This is a genomic window from Kitasatospora arboriphila (assembly GCF_039528095.1).
Lineage (GTDB): Bacteria > Actinomycetota > Actinomycetes > Streptomycetales > Streptomycetaceae > Kitasatospora > Kitasatospora arboriphila.
In genome coordinates this window covers 1-19,854 of record NZ_BAAALD010000058.1, presented here as the reverse complement: position 1 = coordinate 19,854, position 19,854 = coordinate 1, and the positions used below count along the sequence as shown (strand labels likewise).

10 protein-coding genes are annotated in these 19,854 nt (G+C 75.1%); all 10 read left to right on the top strand.

The window, feature by feature from the left end; translation table 11 throughout:
• Positions 1 to 9: 9 nt before the first annotated feature.
• On the top strand, positions 10 to 222 hold the full coding sequence (locus tag ABD353_RS25905; protein ID WP_263102138.1) for an MbtH family protein: 213 nt from the start codon (positions 10 to 12) through the stop codon (positions 220 to 222).
• Entirely contained in the window at positions 219 to 5,204 is a 4,986-nt protein-coding gene (locus tag ABD353_RS25900) for an amino acid adenylation domain-containing protein (protein ID WP_344626079.1), read from the top strand. The genes ABD353_RS25905 and ABD353_RS25900 overlap by 4 nt, the downstream gene beginning before the upstream one ends.
• Positions 5,194 to 12,720, top strand: coding sequence for a non-ribosomal peptide synthetase (locus ABD353_RS25895; protein ID WP_344626078.1), 7,527 nt, complete (start codon positions 5,194 to 5,196; stop codon positions 12,718 to 12,720). The genes ABD353_RS25900 and ABD353_RS25895 overlap by 11 nt, the downstream gene beginning before the upstream one ends.
• Positions 12,721 to 12,904: 184 nt before the next feature.
• Positions 12,905 to 13,876, top strand: a complete 972-nt coding sequence (locus ABD353_RS25890) for a TauD/TfdA family dioxygenase (protein ID WP_344626077.1) — start codon at positions 12,905 to 12,907, stop codon at positions 13,874 to 13,876.
• A 14-nt stretch (positions 13,877 to 13,890) separates the two neighbouring features.
• On the top strand, positions 13,891 to 15,066 hold the full coding sequence (locus ABD353_RS25885) for a Zn-dependent hydrolase (RefSeq protein ID WP_344626076.1): 1,176 nt from the start codon (positions 13,891 to 13,893) through the stop codon (positions 15,064 to 15,066).
• The gene (locus tag ABD353_RS25880) at positions 15,063 to 15,650 is read left to right on the top strand and encodes an LOG family protein (protein ID WP_344626075.1); all 588 of its coding nucleotides are present in this window, start codon (positions 15,063 to 15,065) and stop codon (positions 15,648 to 15,650) included. The genes ABD353_RS25885 and ABD353_RS25880 overlap by 4 nt, the downstream gene beginning before the upstream one ends.
• Before the next feature lie 64 nt (positions 15,651 to 15,714).
• A complete protein-coding gene (locus tag ABD353_RS25875; RefSeq protein ID WP_344626074.1) occupies positions 15,715 to 16,596 on the top strand; it encodes an FAD binding domain-containing protein in 882 nt (293 codons plus the stop codon).
• Positions 16,596 to 17,069 carry a (2Fe-2S)-binding protein gene (locus ABD353_RS25870; RefSeq protein ID WP_344626103.1) on the top strand — a complete coding sequence of 158 codons (474 nt, stop codon included), beginning with the start codon at positions 16,596 to 16,598 and terminating at the stop codon, positions 17,067 to 17,069. The genes ABD353_RS25875 and ABD353_RS25870 overlap by 1 nt, the downstream gene beginning before the upstream one ends.
• A 3-nt stretch (positions 17,070 to 17,072) precedes the next feature.
• Positions 17,073 to 19,460, top strand: coding sequence for a xanthine dehydrogenase subunit D (gene pucD / locus ABD353_RS25865; RefSeq protein WP_344626073.1), 2,388 nt, complete (start codon positions 17,073 to 17,075; stop codon positions 19,458 to 19,460).
• Between the two features lie 17 nt (positions 19,461 to 19,477).
• The coding region (locus ABD353_RS25860; RefSeq protein WP_344626072.1) for an XdhC family protein at positions 19,478 to 19,854 on the top strand (377 nt) is incomplete at its 3' end.

Here is a 19,854-nt window from a genome sequence, read left to right as displayed (position 1 = left end):
GAGCAGAAAGTGTCCGAGTCGAATTCCGCGCTCTACCAGGTCGTGGTCAACCACGAGCTCCAGTACTCCATCTGGCCGGCCGGCCGTGACCTGCCCGCGGGCTGGACGGCCGAGGGCGTCAGCGGCACCCGGGAGGCGTGCCTCGCGCACATCGAGGAGATCTGGACGGACATGCGTCCGCTGAGCCTCCGTCTGCGCATGGCGCAGGAAGTCGGCTCATGACCGTCCGTGCCGCCGTGCCGGGCGTCCCGCACACCGCGGAGCTGCTGCTGCCCGAGCTGTTCTGGCGTCAGGTCGCCCTGACGCCGGACGCCGTGGCCGTCAGCGACGGGGCCGAGGCCCTGAGCTACCGCGAGACCGGCGAGAGGGTGCGGGCCCTGGCAGCGCGGCTCAGTGAACTCGGGGTGGGCCCGGAGGCGATGGTCGGCATCCAACTGCCGCGGTCCGTCCGGCTGGTGGTGGCCATGCTGGCCGTGGCCACCGCCGGCGGCGCCTTCCTGCTGCTCGACCCGGAGCACCCGGCGGAGCGCCGGGCGGGGATGCTCGGCACGGCCCGTGCCCTCGCGCTGGTCTGCGAGGAGCCGGTCCCCGGTCCGTGGTCGCGGGTGCGGCCGGACGAGGGGCCGGTGGCCGACGGGCCCGTCGCGGCGCCCGCGGAGCTGTACCCCGACAACGCGGCGTACGTCGCCTTCACCTCGGGGTCGACGGGTGCGCCCAAGGGGGTGGTCAACACCCAGGCGGGCCTGGCGAACCGGCTGGCGGACGCGGTCCGCCGGCACGGTGTCGGCCCCGGCGACCGGCTGCTGTCGGCGACCGGTCTCGGCTTCGACCCGGTGGTCTTCCAGGTCTTCCTGCCGCTGGTCTGCGGCGCGACCCTGGTGCTCGCCCCGGACGGTCTGGAGCGGGACCCGGTGGCGCTGGTCGAGCTGCTGCGCGAGGAGCGGATCACCGCGCTGGAGCTCGTCCCCTCCGTGCTGCAGGTGCTGCTGGAGCAGCCGGAGGCCGCCGGGGTCGGCGACCTGCGCTGGCTCACCTCGGCGGGCGAGATGCTGACGGGTGACCTGTGCGCCCGCGCGCTGTCCGTGCTGGGTGTCCGGGTGCGGAACGTGTACGGGCCGGCGGAGTGCGCGATCGGCGTCACCGACCACCCGTACGACCCGGCGCAGGGCCCGGGCGGGGTGCCGCTGGGCGGGCCGATCGACAACGTCCGGATCGTCCTGCTCGACGAGGACGGCCACCGCGCGGAGAGCGGCGAGATCCACCTCGGCGGGGTGTGCGTGGGCCGCGGCTACCTCGGGGCGCCGGGCCTGACCGCGGACCGGTTCCGGCCGGATCCGGACGGCCCGCCCGGTGCCCGGCTGTACCGGACGGGCGACCGGGCGCGGACGAACCTGCGCGGCGAGCTGGAGTTCGCCGGGCGGATCGACAACCAGATCAAGCTCAGCGGGGTGCGGATCGAGCCCGAGGGCATCGAGGCGCTGCTGACCGCGCACCCCCTGGTGGAGGCGGCGGCCGTCACGGTGGCGCCCGACCGGGTGGGCGGGCAGCAGCTGGTGGCGTTCGTGAAGGGCTCCGCCGGCCACGAGGAGCTGCGCGGCCACCTGCGCGCGCACCTGCCCGACTCGCACCTGCCGTCGGTCTTCCAGCCGGTCGACGAACTGCCGCTGACCGCGAACGGCAAGGTCGACCGGACGGCGCTCACCGTCGACGCCGACCCCCGCCGGGCGCCGTACCGGGCGCCGCGGACGCCCGAGGAGGTCCAGGTCACCGAGATCTGGCAGGAGGTCCTCGGCGTCGGGCGGATCGGCCTGGACGACAACTTCTTCCAGCTCGGCGGCTACTCGCTGCTGCTGCTCCGGGTGGCGATGCGGCTGCGCAAGCTCTCCGGGCTGCCGCTGCAGGTGCGCGAGCTGTTCGGCGCGCCGACCCCGGCCGGGCAGAGCCTGCTGATCGCCGGCGCCCGGGCGCAGGCTTCGCCGGTGTCGGCGGTCGAGCCGGTGCCGCGGGACCGGCCGCTGCCGCTGTCGTACGCCCAGCAGGACCTGTGGGTGCTGGACCGGATGAACCCGGGCAGCGGCGAGTACACCATGCCGATCATGATCCGGCTGCCGGAGAACGGCATCCCGACCGTGGTCGTCGAGGGCGCGCTGCGCGACCTCGCCGCCCGGCACGAGATCCTGCGCACCCGCTACGCGTCGGTCAACGGCAGCCTCTGCCAGATCGTCGACAAGGACCGGCCGGTCCGGCCGTCCGTGGTCGAGGTGACCGAGGCGCAGCTGCCGGAGGCGGTGCGCCGCGAGACGGCCGCCGGGTTCGACCTCGCCGAGGGGCCGGTCTGGCGGGCCATGCTGGCCCGGGTGTCGGACGGCACCGACGCGCTGCTGCTGACCTTCCACCACATCGCCTCCGACGGCTGGTCGATGGTCGTGCTCCGCCGCGAGCTGGACGAGCTGATCTCGGCCCGCAAGGACCGCCGCGAGCCCCTGCTGCCGGACATGTCCGTGCAGTACGCGGACTTCGCGGTGTGGCAGCGCGAGCGGGTCGACGGCGGCGCGCTCGACGAGCAGCTCGCCTACTGGCGGCGGCAGCTGGCCGGCCTGCCGACGCTCGACCTGCCGACCGACCGGCCCCGGCCGCCGATCCGGGACACCCGCGGCGCCGCGTTCGAGTTCGAGATCCCCGCCGCCGTCATGCGCCCGGTGCTGGAGGCGGGCTGGCAGCGGGGGGCGACCCCGTACGCGACGCTGCTGGCCGCGTACGCCGCCCTGCTGGCCCGGTACTGCGGGCAGGGCGACATCCCGATCGGCACGCCGCTGGCCGGCCGGCTGCGCGAGGAGGTCGCCGGGGTGCTCGGCTGCTTCCTCAACACCGTGGTGATGCGCTGCGACGCCGCCGGCGACCCGGCCTTCACCGAGCTGCTGGAGCGGGTGCGGCAGACGGTCTCACAGGCCCAGGGGGCGCAGGAGGTGCCGTTCGCCCACCTGGTGCGCGAACTGGCCCCGGAGCGGGACCAGTCCCGCAACCTGCTGGCCCAGGTGCTCTTCGACCTGCACGACGACGGGGTCACCTCGGTCGACGGCGGCAGGACCGACACCGGGATGCTGCTCGACGCCTGGACGGGCTCGAAGGCCGACCTGAACCTGGTCGTGCAGATCCAGCCCGACCGCTCCTGCCTGGCCGTGCTGGAGTACTCGACCGCGCTCTTCGACGCGGAGACCGTGCGCCGGCTGGCCGGGCACTTCCGGCAGCTGCTGGCGGGCGTCGCGGCCGACCCGCAGGCCCGGCTGCACGAGCTGCCGCTGCTGCCCCCGGACGAGCTCCGGGCGGTCCTGGCGGCGGGCCGCGGGGCCGACGCGGCCCGCCCGGAGCTCGCCGTGCACGAGCTGTTCGCCGTCCAGGCCGCGAAGACCCCGGACGCTCCCGCGCTGCTCTCGGACGCGGGCGGGCTGAGCTACGCCGAGCTGGCCGACCGCAGCGACCGGCTCGCCTCGCGGCTGCGCGGCCTCGGCGTCGGACCGGAGTCGGTCGTCGGCGTCTGCCTCGACCGCGGCACCGACCTGGTGGTGTCCTTCCTCGCGGTGTGGAAGGCCGGCGCGGCGTACGTACCGCTGGACCCGGACTTCCCGGCCGAGCGGCTGCGGTACATGCTGGACGACTCCGGCGCCCGCTGCGTGATCACCGACCGCGCCCGGGCCGGCGTGCTGCGGCCCGCGGTGCCGCTGCTGCTCGACGATCCCGGGGAGCGGGCCCGACTCGCCGCGCAGCCGCCCTTCGAGGCCGCCCCGGCCGACCTGGACGCGCTCGCCTACGTGATCTACACCTCCGGCTCGACCGGCCGCCCCAAGGGCGTCATGGTCGACCACCGCGGCCTGCTCAACTACCTGATGTGGACGGTCGAGGACTACGCGGGCTCGCGCCCCGGCGGCACCCCGCTGTTCTCGTCGACCGCCTACGACATGGTGGTGCCCGACCTCTACACCGCCCTGGTCACCGGCGAGCCCGTCCGGCTGCTGCCGCCGCACTTCGACCCGTCCGAGCTGGGCCGGCTGCTGGCCGCGGGCGCGCCCTACTCCTTCGTCAAACTGACGCCCGGCCACCTCGACCTGCTGAGCGCCCAGCTCACCCCCGAGCAGGCCGCGGGCCTGGCGGGCGTGCTCGCCGTCGGCGCCGACTCCTTCCCGGTGCCGGTGCTGGAGCGGTGGCTCGCCAAGGCCGGGCCGGACGGACCGCGCCTGCTCAACGAGTACGGCCCGACCGAGATCTCGGTGGCGAACTCCACCTACCGGATCACCGGCGGCGGCCACCCGGAGGTGCTGCCCATCGGCACCCCCGTCCCCAACACCACCATGTGGGTGCTCGACGGCCACGGGAACCCGTGCCCGGTCGGCGTGCCCGGCGAACTCCACATCGGCGGCACCGGCGTGGCCCGCGGCTACCGCAACCGCCCGGGGCTGACCGCGGCGGTCTTCGTGCCCGACCCGTTCTCCGCCGAACCCGGCCGGCGCCTGTACCGGACGGGCGACCGGGCCCGGCTGCTCCCCGACGGGAACGTCGAGTTCCTGGGGCGCCTGGACGAGCAGATCAAGCTGCGCGGCCACCGGATCGAACCGGGCGAGATCACCGCCGTGCTGACCGAGCGCCCCGAGGTCGCCGACGCGCTGGTGCGGGTCGACACCAAGGGCGCCACCGGCCGGCTGGTCGCCTGGGTCGTCCCGGCGGACGGCCACGAGCCCGTCCCGGCCGAGCTGCTGGAGCACTGCGCGCTGCGGCTGCCCGCACCGATGGTGCCCGCCGCGCTGGTGCTGCTCGACCGGATCCCGCTGAACGCCAACGGCAAGGTCGACCACGCGGCGCTGCCGGCCCCGCCCGAGGAGGCGGCGGAGCACAGCACCGGCCCGCTGAGCGAGCTGGCGGAGGGCCTGGCCGGGCTCTGGAGCGACCTGCTGGGCTACGACGTGCTGCCCGAGCTGCACCGGACGTTCTTCCAGCTCGGCGGCGACTCCGTACTCGCCTCCCGGCTCGTCGCCGCGGTCGAGGCCGACTACGGGGTCCGGCTGCCGCTGCGCAGCGTGTTCGAGCACCCCACCGTCGCCGGCCTCGCCCGGCTCGTCGAGGAGCGGATCAGGGCGGACATCGCCGAGATGTCCGACGCCGAACTGACCCGGCTGACCACATCGGACGAAGAGGACCGAGATGAGCACTGAGATCGACGACCGGCGGCAGTCGCTGCTGCGGCAACGGCTGGCGGGTGCCCGGCGCTCCCGCACGGCCGTCCCCCGCCTCGACCTCTCGGCCGAGCTGCCGCTCTCCTTCGGCCAGCGCCGGCTCTGGTTCCTGGACCGGTACGACGAGAGCGCCACCGACAACCTGGTGCCGATCGTGCTGCGGCTGACGGGCCCGCTCGACGCGGCGGCCCTGGGCCGCGCCTGGGACCGGCTCGTGGAGCGGCACCTGGTGCTGCGGACGCGCTACCGGGCGACCGGGGACGAGCCCGTCCAGTGGATCGCCCCCGACGGCCCGCGGCTCGAACTGACCGACCTGGCCGCCGCCGAGGACCCGGAGCGGGCGGCGCAGGAGCTGGCCGAACGGCTCGCCGCCCGGCCGCTGCCGCTCTCCGGGGGCGCCGTCGCCCGCATCCGGCTGCTGCGCACGGCCGCCGACCGGCACCTGCTGGTCGCGGTGTTCCACCACATCGCCTTCGACGGCTGGTCGGAGCCGGTGTTCTGGTCGGAGCTGAGCGCGTTCTACCGCGAGGAGACCGGGACGGGCGCCGCCGCGCTGCCCGAACTGCCGGTGCAGTACGCCGAGTACGCCGCCTGGCAGCGGCAGCGCTTCGACGAGGGCCGGGCGGCCGCCGCCACCGCGTACTGGACGGAGCGGCTGGCCGGGGTCGTCCCGCTGGAGCTGCCCGCGGACCGGCCCCGGCCGGACGTGCGCGGCCCCGCCGGCGGGGCCTGCCGGTTCGCCGTCCCCGCGGACACCGCCGACGGCGTCCGCGCGCTCGCCCTGGAGCACGGCACCACCCCGTTCGCCGTGCTGCTGACCGCCTTCCAGGCCCTGCTGGGCCGGTACACCGGGCGCAGCGACGTCGCGGTCGGCGTGCCGGTCGGCAACCGGCAGCGGCCCGAACTGCAGGACCTGATCGGCTTCTTCGTCAACACCGTGGTGATGCGGGCGCGGTGGTCCGGGCAGCAGGGCTTCGCGGAGCTGCTGCAGGACAACCGGCTCGCCGTCCTCGACGCCTTCGACCACCAGGAGCTGCCCTTCGAGTGGCTGGTGAACGAGCTGGACCCGGAGCGGGACCTGTCCCGCACCCCGCTGGTGCAGGTCATGTTCGGCTACCAGAACACCGGCGCGAGCGGCCCCGAGCTGCCCGGGGTGCGGGCGGAGGCGGTCGAAACCGCCTGGACCACCGCCAAGTTCGACCTCAACCTGCAGGTCGTCGACGCCCCGGCCGGCCCGCTGGACGCCGTGCTGGAGTACTCGTCCGAGCTGTTCGACGCCGCCACCGCGGAGAGGATCGCCGCGCACTTCCTGCGGCTGCTGGCGAGTGCGGTGCAGGCGCCGAAGACCCCGGTCGCGGCCCTGGAGTACCTCACCGCCGACGAGCTGCGCCGGTTCGTCACCGTGCCCAACGACAACGCGGTGGAGCGCGGCCCGGCGGCGGTGCACACGCTGGTCGCGGCGCAGGACCCGGCCGCGGTCGCCGTCGTCGCCGCCGACGGGAGCCGGCTGACCTTCGGCGAGCTCGACGGGCGGGCCAACCGGCTGGCCCGGCACCTGATCGCGCTCGGCGCGGGCCCGGAGACCACGGTCGGCGTCCACCTCGACCGCGGCCAGGACCTGGTGGTCGCGCTGCTCGCGGTGCTGAAGTCCGGTGCCGCGTACGTGCCGGTCGATCCCGCGCACCCGGCGGAGCGGACGGCGCACGTGCTCGCCGACGCCGGGGTGGCGCTGGTCCTCACCAGTACGGCGCGGGCCGGCGCGCTGCCGGCCGCCGAGGGCCGGACGGCCGTCCTGGTGGACGCCGTGCGCCTGGACGGCCTCCCGGCCACCGACCCGGGCGTGGTGGTCGACCCGGACAACCTGGCCTACGTCATCTACACCTCCGGGACGACCGGCCGCCCCAAGGGCGTCGAGACCACCCACCGCGGCCTCTCCAACTACCTGTCGTGGAGCGCCGAGGCGTACGCGCAGGCACCGGGCGGCACGGCGCTGTTCTCCTCGGTCGCCTTCGACCTGGTGGTGCCGAACCTGTGGACGGCGCTGATGCTCGGCCGCCCGGTCACCCTGCTCCCCGCGGACTTCGACCTCGCCGACCTCGGCCGGCTGCTGCTGGCGGCCGGCCCGCTGAGCTTCCTCAAGCTGGCCCCCGGCCATCTGGAGGTGCTGGCGGGCCAGTTGGACGCCGGGCAGCGCCGTTCGGTGGCGGCGACGGTGATCGCGGCCGGCGACAGCTTCACCAGTGCCCTGGTGGACCGCTGGCGGGTCGACGGCGCGCGCCTGGCCTCCGAGTACGGCCCGACCGAGATCACCGTCGGCAACTCCTGCCAGGAGGTGACCGGCCCGATCACCACCGAGCTCGTCCCGCTCGGCGCCCCGATCCCCAACACCACCGCCTACGTGCTGGACGGGGGCCTGCGGCCGGTGGCGACGGGCGTGGTCGGCGAGGTGTACGTGGGCGGCACCGGGGTGGCCCGCGGCTACCGCGGCCGGCCCGGGCAGACCGCCGGGAAGTTCGTCCCGGACCCGTTCTCGGCCGTGCCGGGCGGGCGGCTCTACCGGACGGGCGACCTCGCCCGGATGCTGCCCGGCGGGGAGATGGAGTTCGTCGGCCGGTGCGACACCCAGGTCAAGATCCGCGGATACCGGGTCGAGCCCGGCGAGGTGCAGAACGTCCTCGACGAGCACCCGGCCGTCCGGGCCTCGGTGGTCGTCGGCCGGACGGACGGCCCGTCCGGCACCGAACTGGTCGCCTACGTGGTGGCCGACGACCGCGGCGCCGACCTGACGGCCTTCCTGGCCGAGCGGCTGCCCGCCTGGATGGTCCCCTCCGCCGTCGTCCACCTGGCGGAGATCCCGCTCACCAGCAACGGCAAGACCGACCACCGTGCGCTGCCCGCGCCGGGCCGCCGGTCCCGGCTGACCACGGAGTTCACCGCACCGCGGCCGGGCGTCGAGGCCGAACTCGCGGAGCACCTGCGGACGGTCCTCAAGACGGAGGCGGTGGGCGCGCACGACAGCTTCTTCGAGCTGGGCGGCGACTCCATCCGCGCGGTGGCCCTGGTCGGCGCGCTGCGGGCGGCCGGCTTCGACGTCGCCGTCCGGGACGTGTTCCGGCACCGCACGGTCGCCCGGCTCGCCGCCGCGCTCGGCGGGCGCAGCCGCGGGCGGCTGGACGCCCCGCTGGTGGCCCCGTTCGAGCTGCTCTCCGAGGCGGACCGCCGGCGCGTGCCGGAGGGAGTCCGCGACGCGTACCCGCTCAGCCACGTCCAGTTGGGCATGCTGTTCGAGATGCACGCGGCGGGCGGCGAGGGCAACTACCACAACGTCACCTCGTTCCGGATCCGCGACCCGAGGCCCTTCTCCGCCGCGGCGTTCCAGGCGGCGGTGGACCACGTGGTGGACCGGCACGAGATCCTGCGCACCTCGATCGACCTCGACGGCTACTCCGAGCCGATCCAGCTGGTGCACCCGGACGCCCGGATCGCGGTGGACAGCGTCGACGTCTCCGGTCTCGCCCCGCAGGAGCAGGAGGCGGAGCTGCGGGCGCTGATGGCCCGGGAGCGCGACCGGCCGTTCGAGCTGGACCGGCCGCCGCTGCTGCGGTTCTTCACCCGCAGCTACCGGGGCGGCTGGTGGCTGACCTTCACCGAGTTCCACCCGATCCTGGAGGGCTGGAGCTTCAGCTCGATGATCATGGAGGTGCTGGACCGCTACCGGGAGCTGGCGGCGGGCTCGGCGCCCGAGCCGCAGCCGCTGCCGGAGGTGCGCTTCGCGGACTTCGTGGCGCTGGAGCGCACGGCGCTCGCCTCGGAGGCGTCCCGCGAGCACTGGCGGGCGTCGGTGGCCGCGCACCCGAAGTTCACGCTGCCCGGTGCCTGGGGTTCGACCACCGAGCCGCCGGGTTCGATCCAGCAGACCTACGTCCGCTTCGCGGACCTGCAGGAGGGGCTGCGGGCGCTGGCGGCCCGCGCCGACGTGCCGCTGAAGAGCGTGATGCACGCCGCGCACCTGAAGGTGATGAGCATGCTCACCGGCGAGGAGGCCTTCTCCTGCGGCCTGGTGTGCGACACCCGGCCCGAGGTGGCCGGCGCCGACCGGGTGTACGGCCTGTACATCAACACGGTGCCGTTCCCGTTCCGGCGGGGTGCGCGCACCTGGACGGAGCTGGTCCGGCAGGTCTTCGAGACGGAGATCGGCCTCTGGCCGCACCGCCGGTTCCCGCTCGGCCAGATGCAGCGGGAGTTCGCCGGCGGCCAGCGGCTCGCCGACGTGTACTTCAACTACCTCGACTTCCACGTCCTCGACACCGAGCTCATCGACGTCGAGACCAGCATCGACGACAGCCCGAACGAGTTCGGCCTGTCGGTGACCTCGCACCCCGGGCTGCTGGCGCTGATCAGCCGTCCGCAGGACGTCTCCACGGAGAACCGGGAGCGCCTGGGCGCGATGTACCGCGCGGTGCTGGAGGCGATGGTCGCCGACCCGGAGGGCGACGCGACGGCCGCGCACCTGCCGGAGGGCGAGCGCGAGCTGGTGCTGGTGGCGCCCAACCGGACGGACGCCGCCTACCCGGCGACCACGCTGCCCGACCTCTTCGAGGCGCAGGTCCGCCGCACCCCGGACGCGGTCGCGGTGGTGGAAACCGACGGCTCCACGCTCTCCTTCCGGGAGCTCGACGAGCGGGTCAACCGCCTGGCGCGCGTCCTGGTGGAGCTCGGCGTCGGCCCGGAGCGCTTCGTCGCCGTCTGCCTGCGCGAGGGCACCGAGATCCTCACGGCCCTGCTGGCGGTGGCGAAGGCCGGCGGCGCCTACGTGCCGATCGACCCCGCCCACCCCGCGGACCGCTCCGGCTTCATCCTCGACGACACCGCGGCGGGCGTGCTGGTCACCCGGGACTCGCTGCGGCAGCGGTTCGCGGCGTACGCGGGCACCGTGCTGTCCGTGGACGGCGACGCGCGGCGGATCGCCTCCGCTCCGGCCACCGCGCCCGGCCGGGAGCTGACGCCGGCCAACCTGGTGTACACCCTGTACACCTCCGGCTCGACCGGGCGGCCGAAGGGCGTGCTGATCACCCACGAGGGGCTGGTGAACTATCTGCTCTGGGCGGTCGACGGCTACGGTCTGGACGGCGCCGACGGGGCGGTGATGCTCGGCTCGGTCGCCTTCGACCTGTCCGTGCCGAACTTCTTCCTGCCGCTGATCGGCGGGCGCAGCGTGACGGTGCTGCCGCCGGAGCAGAGCCCCGAGTCGCTCGCCGCGCTGCTGGGCGGCACGGCCGACTACAGCCTGCTGAAGATCACCCCGGCGCACCTGGACGTGCTGCGCTCGCTGATCGGCCCCGAGGGGACGGTCGACTCGGTGCGGACCTTCGTGGTGGGTGCCGACGAGGTGAAACCGGAGACGGTGGTGGCCTGGCGGAAGACCGCCCCGGGCGCCCGGATCATCAACGAGTACGGTCCGACCGAGACGGTGGTGGGCTGTTCGGTCCACGTCGTCCCGGAGGACTTCGACCCGTCCGTGCCGGTGCCGATCGGCCACCCGATCGCCAACATCCGGATGTACGTGCTGGACGCCGCGCTCCAGCCGGTGCCGGTCGGGGTGGCCGGCGAGCTGTACATCGGCGGCGCCGGCGTGGCCCGCGGCTACCTGGGCCGGGCGGCGCTGACGGCGGAGCGCTTCCTGCCGGACCCGTACGCGTCCGCCCCGGGCGCCCGGTTCTACCGGACGGGCGACCTGGCGCGCCGCCGCCCCGACGGCGAGCTGGAGTTCCTCGGCCGGATCGACCACCAGGTCAAGATCCGCGGCTACCGGGTCGAGCTCGGCGAGATCGAGGCGGTGCTGCTCACCCACCCGGAGGTCGCCGAGGCGGTGGTCGCGGCCCGCGAGGACGTGCCGGGCGTCCGGCGGCTGGTGGGGTACGTGGTGGCCGTCCCCGGGGCCCGGCCGGCGCCGTCCGCCCTGCGGGCGCACCTGTCCGCGGCGCTGCCCGAGTACATGGTGCCGGCGGTCTTCGTCCGGCTCGACGAGCTGCCGCTGAGTTCGGCGAACAAGGTCGACCGGAAGGCGCTGCCGGCGCCGGAGGAGGCCGGGGCGGCGGAGCGGGCGGCGGAGTTCGTGCCGCCGCGCAGCACGACGGAGCTGGTGCTGACCGCGATCTGGGCCCAGGTGCTCGGCAACGACGCGATCGGCGTGCACGACGAGTTCACCCGGCTCGGCGGCGACTCGATCACGGTCGTCCGGATGGTCGCCCAGGCGAAGCTGACCGGGCTGGACCTGACGCCGCGGATGGCGATGAGCCACCAGACGGTGGCGGAGCTCGCCGCGGCGCCCGACGCCGCCGCGGCGGACGGCCCGTCGACCGGCCGGGACTGGACGGCGCGGCCGGCCCGCGGGCGCGGCCGGGGCCGGCTCTCGGTGCGGCCGGACGACGGCCTGCGGGAGCTGCTGGCCGACCGGGCGATCCCCGGGGTGAGCGTCGCCGTGGTCGACGGCGGGGAGGTCGTGGACACCTGGCAGCTCGGGGTCGTCCGGGCCGGTGCGGCGGACCCGGTCGGTGACCGGACGCCCTTCCAGGTGGGCTCGATGAGCAAGCCCACCTCGGCGGTGGTCGCCCTCGCCCTGGCCGCCGAGGGGCGGCTCGACCTGGACACGGACGTCGCGGAGTACCTGCACGCCCTGCGCATCCGGGACGTGCACGGCGCGCCCGCGAAGGTGACCGTCCGTCAGCTGCTCAGCCACAGCGCCGGGCTGCCGATCGCCGGCTTCGCCGACTTCCACCCCGCGGAACCGGTGCCCGCCCTGGACGCGGTGCTGGACGGCACGGCGGTCGCCGGACGGCCTGCGCTCCGGGTGGACCCGCTGTTCGCCGGGCTGACCAGCTACTCGGCCACCAACTTCTCGGTGCTGCAGCAGGTGCTGGCCGACCTCACCGGGGAGCCCTTCGCCGAGCTGGCCCGGCGGCTCGTCCTCGGGCCGCTCGGGCTCGCGGACAGCAGCTTCGCCCAGGACCTACCGGACCACGCCGCGGTGCCGGTCGCCCTGGGCCACGACGCCGACGGCCGGCCGCTCGACGGCGGCCTGCGGATCACCCCGGAGGCGGCCGCCGGCGGACTGTGGACCACCCCGGCGGACCTCGCCCGGCTGCTGCTGTCGGTCCGGGCGGAGGCACTGGGCCTGGGCCCGGGGGTGCTCGGCACCGCCCTGGCCCGCGCCGCGCTCACCGGGCACGCCGACTTCGACTACGGGCTCGGCATGATGACGGACCGCCAGGGCCGCTGGTTCGGGCACTCCGGGTCGACCAAGGGCACGGTCGCGATGGCCGCCGTCGACCTGCGCACGGGCAGCGGCCTCGCCGTCGCGGTGAACGGAGCGGCCGGGGGCGAGGCCGTCGCCCGGATCACCGGGCAGGCGGCCCGCGCCGACCGCGACCTCGCGTGGATGAACGGCATCCACCGCTACATGCACCTCACCGGGTACCTGGGCAGAAGGCCCTAGGGCATGTCTTCCAAGGGCAGTCGGGTGGTTGATTCAGGGGCCCCCACGCGCCCCCTGTGGCTGCCCCCCAATCGCCTTTGAAGACGATTCCGCGGCCTGACGCGCCGCCCACCGGGCCGGCGGGGGGAACTGCCCCGCCGCCGGCCCGCCTTGCTCAAGCAGACCAAGAGAGGGCAGAAAGACAGTGGCTGTAAGTCTGGACATCCATGCCGAACCGGGCGCTCTCGTCCTGGACGGCGCCGAACGCGCGGACATCGAGCGGCTCGTCGAGCACCTCTCCGCCGTCCCACCGCGGCTGGTGGACCACCCGACGTGGCTGGCCGCCGCCCGCGACCGCTCCTGCCGGCTGCCGGCCCGCGTGCTGGAGGAGTTGCGCCGCTTCCGCAGCGACCCGGGGCCCAACGGCTGCCTGCGGATCGCCGGACTGCCGGTCAGGCCCGAAGGGCCGACGCCGGCCGAGGCCGGCTCGGTCGAGCGCAAAGCGACCGCCTCGGCCACCCTGCTGGCGCTGTGCGTGATGCAGCTCGGCGAGATCGTCGCCTTCCGGCAGGAGAAGTCGGGGGCGCTGCTGCAGAACGTGGTGCCCGTCCCCGGCCAGGAGTTCGAGCAGAGCAACGCGGGCTCCCAGCCGCTCCAGATGCACGTGGAGAACGTGCACCTGGACCACCGGCCGGACTTCGTGTCGCTGCTGTGCCTGCGCAACGACCACGACGACCGGGCCGGGCTGCGGGTCGCCTCGATCCGCCAGGCCCTGCCGCTGGTCGGGCCGGAGCACCGGCGCGTCCTCGCCGAGCCCCGCTTCCGCTCCACCCCGCCGCCGTCCTTCGCGGCCGGCCGGGACCCGGTGCACGCCGTGCTGAGCGGCGCGGAGGAGGACCCGGACGTCCGCGTCGACTTCGCCAACACCCATCCGCTGGACGCCGGGGCCGCCACGGCGCTGGCCGGGCTGCGGCGGGCCGTCGAGGCCGTGCAGACGGACCTCGTCCTCGGCGCGGGCGACCTGGTGGTGGTGGACAACCGGGTGACCCTGCACGGCCGGTCGGCCTTCGTGCCGCGCTACGACGGCCGGGACCGCTGGCTGCAGCGGGCGTTCGTCCACATCGACCACCGGCGGACCCGCGGCCTGCGGCCGGGCGACGGCAACGTGCTGAGCTGATGGGAGCCAGTGTCGTGAACTCACCGAAGATCTCCGGGCGTCGACTCCTCGACGACCTGGACATGCTCGCCACCTTCGGCGGGCGGGAGGACGGCGGGGTGGACCGGGTCGCGGGGTCGCCCGCCGACCTGGCCTCCCGGGTCTGGCTGGCCGACCGGATCACCGCCGCCGGGCTGCACGCCTGGACGGACGAGGTCGGCAACGTGTTCGGGCGCCAGCCCGGATCGCGCGGCCCGTGGCTGCTGACCGGCTCGCACACCGACACGGTGCCGGTCGGCGGCCGGCTGGACGGCGCGTACGGCGCCATCGCGGCCGTCGAGGTGCTGCGCACCCTGCACGAGGCCGGCCATCCGGCGGCCGCCGCGGTCGAGACGGTCGGCTTCTGGGACGAGGAGGGCGTCCTGCCGACGTCCAACGGCGGACTGGTCGGCTCCGGCACGCTGGTGGAGTCCGGGCACATCGACGAGATCACCGGGTTCGTCGAACTCCACGTCGAGCAGGGCCCCCGGCTGGAGAGCCGGCGCAGCACGCTGGCGGCGGTGGAGGGCATCGTCGGGATCGACCGGTACCTGGTGGTCGTCCGGGGGCAGGCCAACCACGCCGGGACGACGCCGATGAACGTCCGCGCCGACGCGGGCCGCGCCGTGGCGAAGATCGCGGCGCACCTGTGGGAGACCGCGAACGAGGTCGACGAGTCGATGGTGGTCAACGTCGGCGCGATGCAGCTGTACCCCGGGGCGCCGAACGTGGTGCCCGGGGAGGCGCACCTGACGGTGGAGTTCCGGGCCGAGTCGGAGCTGTCGCTGCTGCGGGCGGTCGAGCGCACCCGCGCGCTCGTCCGCCGGATCGGCACCGAGCAGGGCTGCTCGGTGGAGGTGTCCCAGCTGTCGCACAAGCCCGTGGTGCGCTTCGAGGACGGCTACGTCGACCGCATCCACGAGGTGTGCGTGCGGCACGACCCGACGGCGGCCCGCCTGATGAGCTACGCGGGGCACGACGCCTCCGCGCTGAGCTCCCGGGTGCCCACCGGCATGATCTTCGTCCCCAGCACGGCCGGCATCAGCCACTCGCCGGTGGAGCAGACCCCGAAGGACGACCTGATCCTGGGCGCCCAGGTGCTGCTCGACCTGCTGGTGGAGCTGGAGTCCTCGCGTTCGCACGCCGTTCCCGTCCACTCGGAGGCACGATGACCGGCTTCCGGAGGGTGGGCGTGTTCTGCGGCGCGCGGCCGGCCAGGCAGGAGTACCTCGACCTCGCCCGGGAGACCGGCCGCTGGCTGGGCCGCCGCAGGGTCGGCCTGGTGTACGGCGGCGGCGGGACGGGGCTGATGGGTGCGGTGGCCGAGGGTGCGCTGCTCACCGGCTCGTACGTCACCGGGGTGGTGCCGCACCACCTGCTGAGCCTGGAGGGGCGTCAGCCGCCGGGCGTGGAGCTGATGGTGGTCGCCACCATGCACGAGCGCAAGGCGCTGATGTACCAGCTGTCGGACGCCTTCGTCGTCCTGCCGGGCGGGCTCGGCACGGCCGACGAGCTGATGGAGATCGCCACCTGGGCCAAGCTCGGCCTGCACAGCAAGCCGGTGTTCGTCGTCAACCACGGCGGGTTCTTCGACGGTCTGCTGGCCTGGCTCGACCTGGCGGTGGGCGAGCGGATGATGACCGCCGCGGACCGCTCGTTGATCAGGGACGTGCCCTCGCTGGACGCCCTCGACGGCTGCTTCTCGCCCGACCTGCCCGTCCCGGTCGCCGGGGCGGCCCCCGGCCTGCCCCGCTGACCCGGGCCTGCCTGCCGCCCCCGGGCGGTCCGCCCGGTCCGGGAACGATTCGAGAGGGAGTCCCATGGAGTTCATCCGCCCCGGCTGCTGGGAGGAGGCGCTCGCCGCCAAGGCCGAGCACCCGGCGGCCGTGCCGCTCGCGGGCGGCACCGACGTGATGGTGGAGATCAACCTCGGCCGCCGCCGGCCCGGGCACCTGCTGGACCTGAGCCGGATCGGCGAACTGTCCGAGTGGGAGGTCGGCGAGCGGGAGGTCCGGCTCGGCGCCGGCGTGCCGTACGCCCGGATCGTCGCGGAGCTGGGCCGGGAGCTGCCGGGCCTGGCGCTGGCCTCCCGCGCCGTCGCCTCGCCGCAGATCCGCAACCGCGGCGGGGTCGGCGGCAACCTCGGCACCGCCTCCCCGGCCGGTGACGCCCATCCGGCGCTGCTGGCCGCCGGGGCGGAGGTCGAGGTGGAGTCGGTGCGCGGCGCCCGCCGCATCCCGATCGACGCGTTCTACACGGGCGTCAAGCGCAATGCGCTGCTGCCGGACGAGCTGATCAGGCGGGTGCACATCGGGCGGGCGACCGGCCCGCAGCAGTTCTCCAAGGTCGGCACCCGCAACGCGATGGTCATCGCGGTCTGCTCCTTCGGGCTCGCGCTGCACCCCGGCACCGGGACGGTGCGCACCGGCATCGGCTCGGCCGCCCCGACCCCGCGGCGGGCGGCGGAGGCCGAGGCGTTCCTCGCGGACGCCCTGGCGGAGGGCGGCCTGTGGGAGAGCCGCGGGCCCGTCCCGCCCTCGGTGGCGAAGCGGTTCGCGGCGCTCGCGGCCGGTGCCTGCAGTCCGATCGACGACGTCCGCGGCACCGCCGGCCACCGCCGGCACGCCGTCGGGGTGATGGCCCGCCGGACCTTCCTGTGGGCCTGGGAGGCGTACCGCAAGGACGCGGAGGGAGTCGCATGATGCGGGTGGGTTTCACCGTCAACGGCGTCCGGCGGACGGCCGACGGGGTGTGGGAGGGCGAGAGCCTGCTGTACGTGCTGCGCGAGCGGATGGGCCTGCCGGGCTCCAAGAACGCCTGCGAGCAGGGCGAGTGCGGCTCCTGCACGGTGCGCCTGGACGGCGTCCCGGTCTGTGCCTGCCTGGTCGCGGCCGGCCAGGCGCAGGACCGCGAGGTCCGCACGGTCGAGGGCCTGGCCACGGCGGACGGGCCGGCCGCCGTCCAGCGGGCCTTCCTCGACGCCGGGGCCGTCCAGTGCGGCTTCTGCACGCCCGGCCTGCTGGTGGCCGCCGACGAGCTGCTGGAGCGCGACGCGGACCCGAGCGACGCCGACGTCCGCGAGGCGCTCGCGGGCAACCTCTGCCGCTGCACCGGCTACGAGAAGATCATGGACGCGGTCCGCCTGGCGGCCGCCCGGCGCCGGGAGGCGGTCTGAGGCATGGACACCCGCACACCGACGACGTCGGGCCCCTCCCCCGCCGGTCCCGGCCCCTCCGCCGCCCGGGGCGGCATCGGCGAGTCCGTCCGCCGCCCCGACGGCACCCCGAAGGTCACCGGTGCCTTCGCCTACTCCTCCGACCTGTCGCACCGGGACATGCTCTGGGGGCAGGCCCTGCGCAGCCCGCACGCGCACGCCCGGATCCTGTCCGTGGACGTCTCCGCGGCGCTCGCGCTGCCGGGTGTGCACGCCGTCCTCACCCACGACGACCTGCCGGCCGCGCAGAAGCGGTACGGGCTGGAGATCGCCGACACCCCGGTGCTCGCCGACGGCGTGGTCCGCCACCACGGCGAGCCGGTGGCCCTGGTGGCCGCCGACCACCCGGAGACCGCACGGCGCGCCGCCGCGCTGATCAGGGTCGAGTACCGGCAGCTCCCGGTCGTCACGGACGAGGCGTCCGCCCTCGCACCGGACGCGGCCGTCCTCCACCCGGACCGGGACGACCGCCATGCGCGGCGCGCCCCGCACCCGAACGTCCTGCACCGCCAGCCGATCGTCCGCGGCGACGTGGCCGCGGCGGCCCGGCGGGCCGACGTCGTGGTGACCGGCGACTACGTGTTCGGCATGCAGGACCAGGCGTTCCTCGGCCCGGAGTCCGGCCTCGCGGTGCCCGCCGGGGACGGCGGCGTCGACCTGTACGTGGCCACCCAGTGGCTGCACTCGGACCGGCGGCAGATCGCACCCGTCCTCGGCCTGCCGGAGGAGAAGGTGCGCCTGACGCTGGCCGGCGTCGGCGGTGCGTTCGGCGGCCGCGAGGACCTGTCGATGCAGATCCACGCCTGCCTGCTGGCGCTGCGCACCGGCCGGCCCGTCAAGATCGTGTACTCCCGCGAGGAGTCCTTCCTCGGGCACGCCCACCGCCACCCGGCGAGGCTCCACTACGAGCACGGCGCCACCCGCGACGGGAGGTTGACCCACGTCCGGTGCCGGATCGTGCTGGACGGCGGCGCCTACGCCTCCTCCACCGCCGCCGTCGTCGGCAACGCCGCCTCGCTCGGCATCGGGCCCTACCGGGTCGACGACGTGGAGATCGAGGCCGTCGGCCTCTACACCAACAACCCGCCCTGCGGCGCGATGCGCGGCTTCGGCGCGGTGCAGGCCTGCTTCGCCTACGAGGCGCAGATGGACAAGCTCGCCGCCGAACTCGGCATGGACCCGGTGGAGTTCCGCCGGATCAACGCGATGCGCCAGGGCGACCTGATGCCGACCGGCCAGCGGGTCGACTCCCCCGCGCCGGTCGCCGAACTGCTGCGCCGGGTCCGGGACCTGCCGCTGCCGCCGCCGCTCGACCCGGAGGACCCGGACGTCCGCGACCTGCCGGGCGGGCTGTCCAACACCTCGCACGGCGAGGGCATCGTCCGCGGCATCGGCTACGCCGTCGGCATCAAGAACGTCGGCTTCTCCGAGGGCTTCGACGACTACTCCACCGCCCGGATCCGACTGGAGGTCATCGACGGCGAGCCGGTCGCCACCGTGCACACCGCGATGGCCGAGGTCGGCCAGGGCGGCGTCACCGTGCACGCCCAGATCGCCCGCACCGAGCTCGGCGTCGAGCAGGTCACCGTCCACCCCGCCGACACCGCCGTCGGCTCGGCCGGCTCCACCTCCGCCTCCCGGCAGACCTACATGACCGGCGGCGCGGTGAAGAACACCTGCGGGGCCGTCCGCGAGCACGTGTTCGCGGCCGGCCGGCGCAGGTTCGGCGGGGACCGCCCGGCCTGGGGCGGCGCCGGGCTGCAGCTCGACGGCGGCAAGGTCGTCACCGGGGACGGCGAGGTCCTCGCCACCCTGGCGGAGGTGCTGGAGGGCGAGGAGCCGATCGACCTCGAACTCGAGTTCCGCCACCGGCCGACCGAGCCCTTCGACCCGGTCACCGGCCAGGGCTTCGGCCACGTCCAGTACTCCTTCGCCGCGCACCGCGCGGTGGTCGACGTGGACGTGGAACTCGGCCTGGTCAAGGTGGTCGAACTGGCCTGCGCCCAGGACGTCGGCCGGGCGCTCAACCCGCTCTCGGTGGCCGGCCAGATCCAGGGCGGCACCGTCCAGGGCCTCGGCATCGCGCTGATGGAGGAGGTCCGGGTCGATCCGGCGACCGCGCGGGTGCTCAACCCCTCCTTCACCGACTACCTGGTGCCGACCCTGCTGGACGCGCCGGCCGTGCCGGTCGACGTCCTGGAACTGGCCGACCCGCACGCCCCGTACGGCCTGCGCGGGGTGGGCGAGGCGCCGACGCTGTCCTCCACCCCGGCCGTGGTGGCCGCCGTCCGGCAGGCCACCGGGAAGGCCCTCACCCGGGTCCCGGTCCGTCCCGAACACATCGTCGACTGAGAGGAGTTGACCCGACCGTGCTGGACATCGCCGCCGATCTGCACCGGTGGTGCACCGAAGGACGCGACTTCGCCGTGGCGACGGTCGTGCACGTCAGCGGCTCCGCCCCGCGGCCGCCCGGCACGGCCCTCGCCGTCGACGCCGCGGGCACCGCGCTCGGCAGCGTCTCCGGCGGCTGCGTGGAGGCCACCGTCCACCAGCTGTGCCAGGAGGCGCTGGTGACCGGCGAGAGCGTGCTGCAGCACTTCGGCGACGCCGACGGGGACCCGTTCGCCGTCGGCCTGACCTGCGGCGGCAGCATCGACGTCCTGGTGACGCCGGTGCGCCGCGGGGACGCCGTCCGGCCGGTGCTCGCCGCCGCCCTGGCCACCGCCGCCGGGGGCGGGGCCGTGGC

Bases quoted from the DNA above. Each gene is read 5' to 3' on its own strand.
- ABD353_RS25870 (WP_344626103.1), top strand. From the start codon at position 16,596: ATGCGGGTGGGTTTCACCGTCAACGGCGTCCGGCGGACGGCCGACGGG.
- ABD353_RS25880 (WP_344626075.1), top strand. From the start codon at position 15,063: ATGACCGGCTTCCGGAGGGTGGGCGTGTTCTGCGGCGCGCGGCCGGCC.
- ABD353_RS25875 (WP_344626074.1), top strand. From the start codon at position 15,715: ATGGAGTTCATCCGCCCCGGCTGCTGGGAGGAGGCGCTCGCCGCCAAG.
- ABD353_RS25895 (WP_344626078.1), top strand. From the start codon at position 5,194: ATGAGCACTGAGATCGACGACCGGCGGCAGTCGCTGCTGCGGCAACGG.
- pucD (WP_344626073.1), top strand. From the start codon at position 17,073: ATGGACACCCGCACACCGACGACGTCGGGCCCCTCCCCCGCCGGTCCC.
- ABD353_RS25900 (WP_344626079.1), top strand. From the start codon at position 219: ATGACCGTCCGTGCCGCCGTGCCGGGCGTCCCGCACACCGCGGAGCTG.